Origin of the sequence: Dokdonella immobilis, assembly GCF_900115085.1 — a bacterium.
In the GTDB taxonomy this organism is placed as follows: Bacteria; Pseudomonadota; Gammaproteobacteria; order Xanthomonadales; family Rhodanobacteraceae; genus Dokdonella; species Dokdonella immobilis.
The window spans coordinates 19260-32607 of record NZ_FOVF01000035.1 but is presented as its reverse complement, the minus strand read 5'-3'; the positions used below and the strand labels follow the sequence as shown (position 1 = coordinate 32607).

At 65.5% G+C, this 13348-nt stretch carries 10 protein-coding genes; 9 read left to right on the top strand and 1 reads right to left on the bottom strand.

Annotated elements, in window-relative coordinates:
- The first annotated feature begins 119 nt into the window (after window positions 1-119).
- The 9 genes from BM125_RS17280 to BM125_RS19985 all read left to right on the top strand — a co-directional run bounded on the left by BM125_RS17280 (window position 120) and on the right by BM125_RS19985 (window position 11881).
- Window positions 120-1865 (top strand): ArnT family glycosyltransferase, encoded by a 1746-nt coding sequence (locus tag BM125_RS17280; RefSeq protein ID WP_092410301.1) that lies wholly within the window; start codon window positions 120-122, stop codon window positions 1863-1865.
- 116 nt (window positions 1866-1981) lie between these two features.
- On the top strand, window positions 1982-3040 hold the full coding sequence (locus tag BM125_RS17275) for a CDP-glycerol glycerophosphotransferase family protein (RefSeq protein ID WP_092410299.1): 1059 nt from the start codon (window positions 1982-1984) through the stop codon (window positions 3038-3040).
- Window positions 3037-4815: an ArnT family glycosyltransferase gene (locus tag BM125_RS17270; RefSeq protein ID WP_175498165.1), complete on the top strand. Its 1779-nt coding sequence runs from the start codon at window positions 3037-3039 to the stop codon at window positions 4813-4815. The genes BM125_RS17275 and BM125_RS17270 overlap by 4 nt, the downstream gene beginning before the upstream one ends.
- A gap of 162 nt (window positions 4816-4977) precedes the next feature.
- Window positions 4978-6360 (top strand): sigma-54-dependent transcriptional regulator, encoded by a 1383-nt coding sequence (locus BM125_RS17265; protein WP_092410297.1) that lies wholly within the window; start codon window positions 4978-4980, stop codon window positions 6358-6360.
- A gap of 226 nt (window positions 6361-6586) precedes the next feature.
- The gene (locus BM125_RS17260; RefSeq protein ID WP_092410322.1) at window positions 6587-7369 is read left to right on the top strand and encodes a 3-hydroxybutyrate dehydrogenase; all 783 of its coding nucleotides are present in this window, start codon (window positions 6587-6589) and stop codon (window positions 7367-7369) included.
- Entirely contained in the window at window positions 7366-8598 is a 1233-nt protein-coding gene (locus BM125_RS17255) for a patatin-like phospholipase family protein (RefSeq protein WP_217647907.1), read from the top strand. The genes BM125_RS17260 and BM125_RS17255 overlap by 4 nt, the downstream gene beginning before the upstream one ends.
- A gap of 490 nt (window positions 8599-9088) precedes the next feature.
- Window positions 9089-9418, top strand: coding sequence for a tetratricopeptide repeat protein (locus BM125_RS17250; protein ID WP_092410295.1), 330 nt, complete (start codon window positions 9089-9091; stop codon window positions 9416-9418).
- On the top strand, window positions 9415-10014 hold the full coding sequence (locus tag BM125_RS17245) for a hypothetical protein (RefSeq protein WP_092410293.1): 600 nt from the start codon (window positions 9415-9417) through the stop codon (window positions 10012-10014). The genes BM125_RS17250 and BM125_RS17245 overlap by 4 nt, the downstream gene beginning before the upstream one ends.
- 466 nt (window positions 10015-10480) lie before the next feature.
- Complete coding sequence (locus tag BM125_RS19985; RefSeq protein WP_139225092.1) at window positions 10481-11881, top strand: hypothetical protein; 1401 nt, start codon at window positions 10481-10483, stop codon at window positions 11879-11881.
- Between the two features lie 341 nt (window positions 11882-12222).
- Here the strand turns inward: BM125_RS19985 and BM125_RS20340 are convergent, their stop codons facing one another.
- Complete coding sequence (locus BM125_RS20340; RefSeq protein WP_175498164.1) at window positions 12223-13230, bottom strand: hypothetical protein; 1008 nt, start codon at window positions 13228-13230, stop codon at window positions 12223-12225.
- Between the last annotated feature and the right edge of the window lie 118 nt (window positions 13231-13348).

Here is a 13348-nt window from a genome sequence, read left to right as displayed (position 1 = left end):
GCGGTGGCCGCGCTACCCGGATTCGCCACCACACGAAGCACGGCGCATCCCGGTCGTCGCCCCGGCGCTGGGCTATGCTTTGCGGCTGCCATAGCTCTCGCAGATTCCGGAATCCCCGAATGAGCCTTCCCGATCCGACCGCCTTCGTGCGCACGCCGGCCGAGCGCCGCCAGCTCTGGCTGTTCCTGCTGATCGCCTTGGTCGTGATCGGGGCCGGCATCGGCCTGCGCGATCCGTGGCCGTCCGACGAGCCGCGATTCACCCTGGTCGCCAAGCACATGGTCGAGAGCGGCGAGTGGCTGATCACCCATCGCGGCAGCGAGTTGTATTCGGACAAGCCGCCGATGTTCATGGTCCTGCAGGCGGCCGCCTACACCCTGACCGGTGCCTGGCGCGTGGCCTTCCTGCTGCCTTCGCTGCTCGCCGCGCTCGGCACGCTGTTTCTGATCTACGACATGGGTCGCCGACTCTGGAACCACCGCACCGGTCTGTGGGCGGCGATCGCCGTGCTCGCCACGATCCAGTTCGTGTATCAGTCCAAGCGCGCGCAGATCGATCCGCTGGTCACTTTCTTCATCACCCTCGCGAACTACGGCCTGCTCCGGCATTTCCTGCTCGGACCCGACTGGCGGTCGTATTGGCTCGGCTGTTTCGCGGCCGGACTCGGCGTCATCACCAAGGGCGTCGGCGTGCTCGCCCTGCTCATGTTCGTGCCCTACCTGTTTGCGCGCTGGCGCCAATGGAATGAATTGCCGAAGTTCCATGGCGGCGTCTGGCGCTGGCTGGCCGGGGCCATCGCGCTGCTCGTTGCGATCGCTTTGTGGATCGTGCCGATGGTGCTGACCGTGCGCAGCAACGGTTCGCCCGAATACCGCGCCTATCTGGAAGACATCCTGTTCCGGCAGACCGCAGCGCGATACACCGATTCCTGGGACCACCACCAGCCGCCCTGGTATTTTCTCGGCGTCATCGTCTTTTCCTGGTTGCCGCTGACTTTCGCCCTGGTCGCCGTCGTGCCGCGCTGGCTCGAGCGCATCCGCGCGCGTGATGCGCGCTTCCTGCTGCCGCTGGCCTGGGTCGTGCTGATCATCCTGTTTTTCTCGATCCCGAGCGGCAAGCGCGACGTCTACATCCTGCCAGCGCTGCCCTGGGTCGCCCTGATGGCCGCGCCGTACCTCGATGCACTGGTCCAGCGTCGCGGATTCCGCTGGACCCTGTTCGGATTCACTGCCTTGCTGGCGATCCTCTTCCTCGGCCTGGGCATCGGCGCCCGCTGCGGCTGGATCGCGCGCGCCAACGACCTCGTGGTCGCGCGCGGCCTCGGCGATGCCGGCGCCCAGCTATGGAACTTCCTGATCGCGATTGGCGCGCTGGCCGCGCTGGCCGCGCTGGTTTTCCGCGTGCGCCGAAGTGCGCTCGGCCTTGGCATCACCCTGGCCGGCATGTGGCTGCTCTGGGGTTTCTGGGCCTATCCGATACTCAACGACGCCAATTCGGCGGCCAAGGTCATGCGCAAGGCGGGCGAGATCGCCGGCCCTGAGGGCGAGATCGGCCTGGTTGGCTGGAAGGAGCAGAACCTGCTGCTGGCCGACCGCGCGGTCACCGAGTTCGGCTTTCTGAAGCCGAAGAGCGAGCAACTGGCCGACGCGATCCGCTGGCAGGAAGCGGCACCGCAACGACGCTGGATCTTCATCCTCGACAACCTCATGGCCCCTTGCGTCGATCCGGCGCGCAGCGTCGTGGTCGGCCATGCCAACCGGCGTGCCTGGCAGATGTTCCGCAGCGACGCGGTACGCGAGGAATGCCGGGGCGGTCGCGTGCCGGCGGGCAAGCCCGAATCGCCGGACGACGCCAACGCGGAATAGCTCAACGATTGAGGCAACGGTTATTCTTTGCCGCACGCGCAGGATCGGCCCGATCCCGCAGGCGTTCCGGCATCGTGCCGGGTCGGCTTTGATTGGGGCAGGACTGGCATATCGGAATGCAGCGTTTTCTTCTTTTCGCGACAACACTCTATGCGCTGCCCATCCTGCGACCGTTGGCGCAGGCGATCCGCGCCCGCGGTGGCGACGTCGGCTGGTTCGTCGCGACGCCGCTGCTGGCCTACCTGAAGTCCGGCGAGCGCCCATTGCGCGATCTCGCGGCGGTCAATGCCTTCGCTCCAGGCGCGGTATTTTCAGCCAGCAACTGGGTGCCGTATTTCTTCCCGGGGCTCAAGGTCCAGGTTTTCCACGGCTTCAATGTGGAGAAGCGTGCACCCGAACGCGGCCATTTCCGCATTCGCGGACTGTTCGATCTGTACTGCACCCAGGGTCCGGCGACGACCGGGCCGTTCCAGACGCTGGCTGCGCGACACCGGCATTTCGCCGTCGTCGAAACCGGCTGGCCAAAACTCGATCCGCTGTTTTCCGCGCAAGGGCACGACACCCTCGATTTGCGCCCGGCGGACGGTCGACGTGTCTGCATGTATGCGCCCACCTTCACCGACGGCCTTAGTTCCGCGCGCAGCCTGTACGATGAGATCGCACGCCAGGTCGCCAGCGGCGAGCGCTACTGGCTGCTGACCCTGCACCCCAAATGCGAGCCTGACATCGTCGCCCGCTATCGCGCCCTGGGCGGCCCCAACGCGCGCTTCCTGGAGGCCACCGATCTCGTCGACATGATGCGTGCCGCCGACATTCTGGTTTCCGATACCTCGTCGGTTGTATCCGAGTTCGTCGTCCAGGAAAAACCCGTGGTCACCTTCCGCAATCGGGCGCCGAAACCGCACATGATCGATGTTTCGGCTGCCGACCAGCTTGAGGCGGCGCTGCGCATCGCCGAATCGCCGGGCAGGCAATACCGCGACGACGTGCGCGCCTGGGCCGAACAGATCCATCCCTACCGCGATGGCCGATCGAGCGAACGCGTGCTCGCCGCCACCACGGAATTCGAAGCGCGATGGGCGCGCCAGCTGGCACCGAAACCGCGCAATTTCCTGCGCAATCTCAAGGGACGCCTCCGCTACCATCGCTGGGTCGAGCAGGCCGTTTCGGAATGAAGGTGGGTCTCGCCGATGCCGGCGGCCAGGCGCGGTGGCAACTTCGCTCGGGGCTGTGGGCACCGCTGTGGCTGCTGACCGCGCTGATCGCCATCTTCCAGACCGGCTTCATGCCGCTCTACTCGACGCGTGCGCTCGGCGTCGCCTGGGAAATGTGGAACAGTGGTCAATTTCTCATCCCCTACAGCAATGGCGAGCCATACAGCCACAAGGTTCCGCTGCTGTTCTGGTTGGTCCATCTTGGCTGGGCGGCCGGCGGGGTCGGTGACGTCTGGCCGCGCCTGCTCGAGGTCGGGCTGGGATTCGGTGTCCTGCTGCTGGCCAGGCGCCTGGCGCGCGTGCTTTTTCGGGACATGCCGCTGGTTGCCCAACTGACGCCATGGTTGCTCGCGGCGTTCAGCTATGCATTCCTGTTCGGTCTGCAGATCATGTACGAGGTGCTGCTGGCCCTGTGCGTGCTGGCTTCGCTCAATGCCCTGGTCGGGCGCGATCCGGAGCAGCGTCCGTGGTTTTTCGCATTCGCGCTGGCCGTTGCCGCCGGCCTGATGAGCAAGGGACCGGTCATGCTGCTGCATGTGCTGTTCCCGTTCCTGCTCGGTCCGCTCTGGCATCCGTGGGCCCAACGCTGGCGCATGCGCTGGTATCTCGGCGGAGGCATCGCCGTGATCGCCGCCTGCGCTGTCCTGCTCGGCTGGGCGATCGCCGCTGGCATGGCCGGCGGCGAGGCCTACCGCAACGAACTGTTCTTCATGCAGACCGCCGGTCGCGTGGTCGACAGCTTCGACCATGCGCGCCCGTGGTGGTGGTACGCCACGGTCCTTCCGGCCCTGCTGTTGCCCTGGTTGCTGTGGCCACGGGCCTGGCAGGCGCTCGGTCGCGCGCTCGATCTTCGTCGTCATCCTGGCGTGCGCCTGCTCGCCTGCTGGCTGCCGCCGGTGCTGTTTGGTTTCTCCGTGGTCAGCGGCAAGCAGACCTACTACCTGTTGCCGGAACTGGGCGGTATCGCCATCCTGCTCGCGGCCGGATTCGCGCGCCTCGTCCATCACCGGCAAAGGCCGCGAAGGCTGGTCGGGCCCTGGCCGCTCGCGTTCGGCATGTTCGGCGTCGCCATCGCCCTGCTGACCCTGCCGCACTGGCTGGCCGCGGGCCTGTTCGATGCGAGTGCGCTGGTCGATCTGTCCCTGGCCAGCCCGTGGTTCGCGGTCGCGGCTGTCGCCCTGGGCGGGTTGCTGCTGCTGACCCCGCGCAACGATGCCGCAGCCCTGCGCCACATCAGTGCGCTCGCCATGCTCGGCGCCTGTCTGGCCTATGTGCTGTTCGCCAACACGTTCTGGGTCCAGTTCGATTTGCGGCCGGCCGCGGCGCGCATCGCCGCCTTGCAGGCGGCCGATGTTCCGGTCGCCCATTTCCGTGGCTATGAAAACCAGTTCCAGTACCTCGGCCGATTGACCCGGCCGCTCGACATCGTGCGCGACGACACCCTGCAGACCTGGTCCGACGCGCATCCCCAGGGCCGCATCATCCATTACGAAAGCACCCTGACGAGCGAAGACCTGGGCTACGCCGAACTGGTCCAGCCGTTCCGCTCGACCTGGCTGATCATCGAGCCGGTCGCGCAATGGATCGCGCGCAGACAGGGCCATCCGCCGCCACCGCCAGCGACCCCGGTCGAGCGATTTCCGGCCGACTATTGGCCCTACCATCGCTTGTCCGGCAAGGCCGCAGCGCCCGCCAACAAGGCGACTGCGCCGGCTGCCCTTCCGGCGGCACCCTGATCGAGCGATCGCAGATCCTCCCCAGACACCCACCCCGGGATCGCGCCCAAGCACGGTCCCCGCCGCGGCCGGATCAAAGCGCTAACCCGCTGCATCGGGACCGCGCCGGCGCGCCTCGCCGTGCGCTATGCTTCTGTCTCTTTTTTGCAACGAGCCCAATGCATGTCCACCGCCCGAGTCCTGGTCGTCGACGACGAGCCCGATATCCGCGGCCTGGTCAAGGAAATCCTCGAAGACGAGGGCTACGCCGTGACCACGGCCGAATCGGCGGCCGCGGCCCGCGAGGCGCGCCGCGGCGAACGGCCCGACGTGGTCCTGCTCGATATCTGGATGCCCGATCTCGACGGCATCAGCCTGCTGCGCGAATGGAACGAGCGCGGCGGCCTGCCCTGTCCGGTGATCATGATGAGCGGCCACGGCACGATCGAAACGGCGATCGAGGCCACGCGCCTGGGCGCCTACGATTTCGTCGAGAAGCCGATCTCGCTGGCCAAGCTGCTGCTGACCGTCGAGCGCGCCCTCGAAGCGAGCCGCCTGCGCCGGGAGAACGAGGGCCTGCGCAACCAGTTCGTCATGCCGCTCGATCCGGTCGTGACCAGCCGGGCCATCCAGGCGCTGAAGGCGCAAATGGAAAAACTGACCGCGCACGACGCCTGGATCCTCGTCCATGGCGAGCGCGGCACCGACAAGGAAGCGCTGGCGCGCTGGCTGCACGAGAAAAGCGCCCGTCGCGAAGGGCCGTTCATCACCGTGGCACCCGGCTCGATCGCCCGCGACCACGCTGCGCGTGCGCTGTTCGGCAGCGAGCAGAACGGCGCCATCCAGTATGGACTGATCGAACAGGCCAACGGCGGCACGCTGTTCCTCGACGAGGTCGCCGATCTCGATCCGGAACTGCAACTGCGCCTGTCGAGCGCATTCGCGCGACGCCACCTGATTCGCTGCGGCGCGCCCGATGCGGTGCCGATCGACCTGCGCGTGATCGCGGCCAGCTCGCAAGACCTCGACGCCGCCGTACAGGCCGGCAAGTTCCGCGAGGAGCTCTACTACCAGCTCAACGTGGTGCCGCTGCAAGTGCCCAGTCTGCGCGAGCGCATCGAGGACATTCCCGAGCTGCTGCGCTACTACGCGGATTTCTTCGCCAACCGCGACAAGCTGCCGTACCGCCAGTTCCCGGTTGCCGTGCAGAACCGCCTGCGCAACTATCCGTGGCCCGGCAACCTGCGCGAACTGCGCAACCTGGTCCAGCGCCTGCTCATTCTCGGCAACGCACCCGAGGTCTCGATCGACGAAGTCGAGCTCGCCCTCGGCACCGCGCCGGTGGTCGAACGGCCGTTGCATGGCGCACCGCTCGGCATCGACTTCAGCCTGCCGCTGCGTGAGGCGCGCGAGGAATTCGAGCGCACCTATCTGCTGCACCAGCTCGGCGAAGCCGGCGGCAGCGTCGGCAAGCTAGCCAAGATGGTCGGCATGGAACGCACGCATCTGTACCGCAAGCTCAAGGATCTCGGCGTCGACCCGAAATCCGCCGTGCGCGACGACTAGGCGCGCGGCAAGCCAGTCCGGACGCCGACCTGCATGCGACAGCCTGAATCACGAAGCAATCCTGCAACGTCGATCCGGAACCATTGCCGGCCATGAGGCTTCAAACCCGTTCCGGATGACTGATCCGCACGCACGAAGACGCCGCTTCGTCCGCGCCGCTCCCCATTCCCGAATTTCGAACCCCGAACCCCGAACCCGAATCCCCATTCCCCCCAAGGAGAAAAGCATGCAACTCAAAGGCAAGGTCGCACTGATCACCGGCGCCGCCAGCGGCATCGGCAAGCGCATCGCCGAGGTCTACGCGAAAGAGGGCGCCGCCGTCGCCATCGCCGACCTCAACCTCGAGGGCGCCAACGCCACCGCGAAGGAACTCGTCGACGCCGGTGGCAAGGCCATGGGCGTGAAGATGGATGTCACCCACGAAGGTGAAGTCGACAGCGGCGTCGCCGACGTGGTCAGGAAATTCGGCAAGGTCGACATCCTGATTTCCAACGCCGGCATCCAGATCGTCAAGCCGGTGCAGGAATTCAGCCTCGAGGAGTGGAAGAAGATGCTCGCCATCCATCTCGACGGCGCCTTCCTGACCACGCGTGCCTGTCTCAAGGACATGTACTCGCGCAACGACGGCGGTGCCATCATCTACATGGGCTCGGTGCATTCGCACGAAGCATCCAAGCTCAAGGCACCCTATGTCACCGCCAAGCACGGCTTGCTCGGCCTGGCCCGCGTCGTCGCCAAGGAAGGCGGTCCGAAGGGCATCCGCGCCAACGTGATCTGCCCGGGCTTCGTGCGCACGCCGCTGGTCGAGAAGCAGATTCCCGAGCAGGCGAAAGAGTTCGGCATCAGCGAGGAGGAGGTAATCAAGAACATCATGCTCAAGGAAACCGTCGATACCGAATTCACCACGGTCGACGACGTCGCCAACCTGGCCCTGTTCCTGGCCGCGTTCGAGACCAACGCCCTGACCGGCCAGAGCATCACGGTCAGCCACGGCTGGCACATGCAGTGAGTGCATCGCGAGCGACGGGCAAAAAGGCGCGAGGTACCGGTCCGGCCGCCGCCGCATCGCCCGCGCAATGGGCGGCGCGCTACGAACAGGTCGCCCTGGTCCTGCAGGGCGGCGGTGCACTCGGCGCCTACCAGTGCGGCGTCTGCGAAGCGCTGCAGCAGGCCGGAATCCACCCGCACTGGCTCGCCGGTACCTCGATCGGCGCGATCAATGCGGCCCTGCTTGCCGGCAACGCCCCCGAGCATCGCATCGAGCGACTGCAGACGTTCTGGCGCGAGATCACCCGCCTCGGCAACGCGGTCGCCTGGCCGTTCGAAGCGGTCGCCCGCGCCGCCGCCTGGCTGCCGCCGACCCAGGCGGTCAGCGCCGGCCTCTCCGCGGCCAGCGCGATCGGCAGCGTTGCCCTCGGCCAGCACGGTTTCTTCGAACCGCGTGCCATTTCGCCGCTGGCCTACGCCGACGGCAGCGCGCAGGCGACCAGCCTCTACGACACCCGACCGCTCAAGCGCACCCTCGAACGCCTGGTCGATTTCGACCGCATCAACCACGGTTCGGTGCGCCTCGCCGTCGGCGCCGCCAACATCGATACCGGCAACGTGCGCTACTTCGATTCCGCGCTCGAACCGCTGCGCGCCGAGCACATCATGGCCTCGGCCGCGTTGCCGCCGGCCTTCCCGGCCATCGAGATCGACGGCAAGGCCTACTGGGATGGCGGCATCGTCAGCAACACGCCGCTCGACTACGTGCTGGCCGCGCAACCGCGCCGCGACAGCCTGGTCTTCCAGGTCGACCTGTGGAGCGCGCGCGGCCTGCGTCCGCAAACCCTGATGGACGTGCTCGAGCGGCAGAAGGACATCCAGTATTCGAGCCGCACCCGCTACGGCACCGATACCGTCGCCCGTGAACAGAAACTGCGCAATGCCCTCGGCCGGCTGATCGAATCCCTGCCCGACGGCAAGCTGCCCGCTCAACTCGAAGCCGACCTGCAACCCTGGCTGTGCGACCGCGTGTTCAACATCGTGCACCTGATCTACCAGGCCAAGCACCACGAAGAGCAATACAAGGACTATGCGTTCGGCGCCTCGGCCATGCGCGAGCACTGGCGCAGCGGCCTCGACGACATGCAGCGCACCCTCGAACGCGAGGATTTCTTCAGCGTGCCCGAACGCAGCCTCGGCGTCGTCACCCACGACATCCACCGCGCCTTCGCCCAGACCCAAACCCCCTGACCCGTCCCCAGCCCTTGGTCACTCCAGGCAAAGGCAAGGCGGAATGTCCCACCCTTCTGCCCGGGAGACCAAACGGCAGGATTGCCGTTTTGAGCAGCGTATGCTGCCCGCAGGGCGAGCGCCATGGATGGTGCGAGTTCAGGTGCCCGCAGGGCGGATGAGGGTGCGCGCGAAGCACGATATTGACGCCGCCGCGGATCCGCTTCCGGCACTTCGCGCCGCCAGAACGCCGCCACCACCCGGATTCGCGGAACCGCCTGCAGCATCTCCTCGTCCTTGGAATTCAAGCGACACCCGGGTCCGGCCATCGCTGCGCGACACGCCGTTCCTTCTCTGTCCGCGATGCCCCGGGGCGGATGAGGGCAGGGCGCACTGTTCTTCCTTCTCCCGCGACGCGGGAGAAGGTGCCCGCCGGGCGGATGAGGGCAGGGCGAAGCCATCGCTTCAGACCCGGTTGCCCACCCCACAAGCCGCAGGCGATCATTCCGCCATGGACCCAGCCCCCCTCTCCGAGCGCCTGCGCAAGCAACTCGACGGCCCCCGTGATGGCGCCCTGCTGCGCTTCTCGCTCGGCAACGCACTGATCGCCGAAGGCAGGCCGGCCGAAGCGGCCGAGGCCCTCCGCAAAGCCCTCGAATTCGATCCGAACTATTCGGCCGCGTGGAAAGGCCTCGGCAAGGCCCTGACCGAGGCCGGCGACCTCAAAGCCGCCATGGACGCTTACGAACGCGGCATCGCCGTCGCCGAAGCGCGTGGCGACAAGCAGGCCGCCAAGGAAATGGGCGTCTTCCTGCGCCGCCTGCATAAGACCGCGCCATGAGTCCACGCAGCATCGCCATCGCGCTCATCGCCCTCGCGCTGATCGGCGCCGCCCGTTGGTATCCGCACCGTTCCATCGCCCATGAAGCCGGCGTCCTCATCGACAGCGTCCCGCAGCAGCGCGAACCGGCCAGCGCTGCGCCGATCGAGCACGGCGACTACCGCCTCACCCCGCTCGCCGATTTCGAACTCGATGCCCGCGTCCTCTCGCGCGCCGATTACTCGATCGACGCCGGCAGCGACCTCTCGCCGACCGATCTCGCCCTGGGCTGGCGCCGCATGTCCGACACCGCCGTCATCGAGCAGCTCGATATCGAGCAATCGGTCCGCTTCTACTCCTACCGCTGGCAGCACGCCCCACCGATTCCGGCCGACGAGATCATGCGCTCCAGCGCCAACATGCACCTGATCCCCGCCGACGGCACGGTCAAGGACGACCTCGACAAGGTCCGCCCCGGTGCCCTCATCCACCTGCGCGGCCATCTTGTCTACGCCCAACGCAGCGACGGCTTCCATTGGCGCAGTTCGCTGACCCGCGAGGACACCGGGGCAGGGGCGTGCGAATTGGTCCTGGTGGAGGCGATCGAACGGTTGTAGGTGCGGCGATGAGCGCGTTTTCCGCCGTGAATTGGATAATGTGTCCTGGATCCCGCAGCTTCCTCGAGCCATGTGTCCTGCGCAAGCGCCTCAGTTTGCGAACATGGAAAGTAAGTATCCTCCGCCTGCTTGTGCCCACGAATGACTTCGCTCGCCGAGGGGTGGTTCCTCCTCGTGGTCCTTGGTGCACCACATGCTCGCATTAGAATCTCGGCAATGTGATAAGGGCGTCAAAAAGGAAGCGGCAGGCCTGCGCTGCAAATCGCTTGTTATATTCTGCCTGTTTTGCTGCGCAGTGCAGGATTCTCCGGCTCAAGTGTTGACAGCTTCCACTTTACCTCTCTAGTATCCCAAGGGCGGAGTTTGGGGCCGCTTTCAAGGGATTAGGATTCGAAAGCAGACATGACATTTGCCGAATGGCGAATGCGGGCCGCTTTCGTCTGGTTTTCCCATAAGGGAGGGGGAAATGGGCATTCGCCTGACGCATGTCGTTTTGTTGTCTTTCTTTTTTGCTACTCCGGCGTTCGCTTTCGACAGTGGGAGTACCGGTAGCGACGGTATTCTGAGTCCCAACGTGGATAGTGAAATACAGGTTCCCGCAAGTGGAATCCTGAATTATTCGTCGATCGACATTCCTTCCGGGGTCACTGTGCGATTCCTGCGCAATTCGCTCAATACGCCGGTTACATTGCTCGTGGCGGGCGATGCGACGATTGCTGGCAGCATCAATGTCAGCGGGCAGGCCGCGCCGGATGCGAATGGCGCTGGCAATGGCAATGTCGCCGATGATGGCTTGCCTGGCGAAGGCGGACCAGGCGGTTATGCCGGTGGACTCGGTGGAACCATTGATTCGATACCGGCCAATGCGCGCAATGGACAGGCGGGAATCGGCCCGGGCGGCGGACGCCCGGCGCCAGGCACTGCCTACAATTGTTTTGGTGGCGGTGGTTCGTTTGGCACACGAGGTGAAGCAGCCGGTTGCGGTGGAACGCAATCCGACAGCTATGCCAACCCGGATCTCTTGCCCATGGTGGGCGGATCCGGTGGCGCCGGCGGAACAGGATTTCTTAGCCTGGGCGGAAGTGGAGGCGGCGGCGGTGGCGGAGCACTTCTCATCGCCGTCAGCGGAACGTTGCAGTTAACCGGCAGTATTTTGGCCAACGGCGGGAATGGCGGGGACGTCGGCAACGCCGTCAACGCAGGTGGCACAACCGGTGGTGGAGGTAGCGGTGGCGCCATCCGACTTGTCGCTACGACGCTCACCGGCAACGGCACCGTCAACGCAGTGGGAGGCATTGGCGGAACGTTTTCAAGCTATACGAATACTACGGACGGAGGAGCAGGGCGAATTCGCTTCGAGGCAGAGACGTTTCAGCGCACGGCAAGTACCAACCCGCCCTATACCCAGGGACTGCCTGGCAGTCTTTTTGTCGACGGTCTGCCAACGATTCGTATTTCAGCTGTAGCAGGTCAGCCAGCACCTGCAGAGCCTACCGGCCATTCGGACATCATCCTGCCGGCCAATGCGCCGAATCCGGTTGCCGTCGATCTGGCGACGACCGGCGTACCGCTCGGAACGACGATCTCGGTGGTGCTCACGCCGCCTCACGGCGCGCCGACCATGAGTGTCTCGAGTGCCCTGCAGGGAACCATTGACGCCGCCACCGCTACAGCCAATGTGTCGCTTCCGGACGGTCCCAGTGTCTTGCTGGCAACACTGAGCTACTCGGTCGCAGGTGCCCAGCAACAGGCACTATCTCGCTTCACTGGTGGCGAGAAGGTCATCTCGGTGGAGCTCGCTGCCAGTATTGGTGGCAACGCCACCACAACGCTAGTCACGGCCAGTGGCAGAAGGGTGATCCTCTAGGCGCGCCTGGTCCGTTGGGAAACACGGTGCGCAGGCGCGTACCCAGCACGGGTCGTTGCGGATTTCGGCAGTATGTCGGCCGTTGCCTGCTGTTGCTCATGGTGGGCGGTCTCGTGTGCACGGCAAATGCCGCTGACAACGAGATCAGGCGCCACAAGCCGCACGCAAGTTCCCTTGAATCGCCACAGCTTCTGCTACGCCCAGGCGACGTACTGGCCAACGCCGCATTGGGCGTCGCAAGGATGCCTACCCCGAATCCTGGAAATCACCTGCTGATTTCGCCCCAGCTCGGTGTGCAGCGTGGATCCATCATGCCGCCAGACGGCGTGAACTTCTTCGCATCAAGCCTGTTGGGCGTGACCAGGGGGGAGGTGGTCTTTGGGCTCGAGCCAGATCGCCTGTCCATTGGCCAGGGTGGCCAGGGCCTCGTGATCCATGGTCGTGGACTTGGGGCTGTGCAGCAGCTCGTGCTCGATCCGGCGGACGACACCACTGTCGTGGAATTTCAGGTTGACCCCACGGGTGAACGTATCGATGCGGTTCTCGACGTAGCTACTTCGGCCCGACCCGGTTTGCGTCGACTCCGCATTCTCGATCAGGGCGGAAACGCGCTGCCGGATGATCGCGCGGACTCTACCCAGATCCTCCTGACGGCGCCTGTGCCCCAGATCGACAGCGTGACGCCCAACCTTCTTGCAAGGGGCCACGGCTATCTGCTCGAGATACGAGGCTCCAACCTGCGCGGCTTGCCGCCAGCCGGCGTCCACGGTTTCTCCGAGCAACCGCAGGTACGCCTGACCCCCGCGGAGGGCATCGAGCTGAGCAGCACGCCAGTCTCGAACGACGAAGGAACGCTCGTCCTGGTGTCCATTGCCGTCGGCGCGGATGCCTCGCTTGTCGATCGACTGGTCCAGGTCATTAGCGAGAGCGGCATATCCAGCGATCTGCCAACTCCGGCCAACCAGCTGCATGTTGCGGCCGGTGCCCTGCTCGAACGCGGTCCGTTCGTTTCCGTGCCACTGGGCGTCGACCGCTTCGTTCCCCAGGCCGCATCGCAACCCTTCATGACTTCCGCCGTACTGGGGGTCACCCGAGGTCCCGCGATTGTCGAGATTTCTCCCGATACCGTTTCGCCCGGGGAGACGGCGCGGCTCCGCTTGACCGGTGCCGGGCTCGCAGGAACGACGCAGGTCATCCTCAGTCCGAATCAAGGTATAGACGTCGAAGCTTCGAGCATCGAGGTTGGCGTCGGGGAAGTCTCCATCGACATCCATATCGCCAGCGATGTCGAGCTTCTGCCGCGTCGAGTGTCTGCCGTGGGCCCGACCGGTCGAATCGATGCGCCGCAACTGCTAGTGATTCGGGATGCACCGCCGCAGCTCGATGCTTTGACGCCGAACTATCTGTTGCGCGACGGAACATCCCAGACCATCGAGTTGCAGGGAGCGCACTTCAGCCAAGTCACAC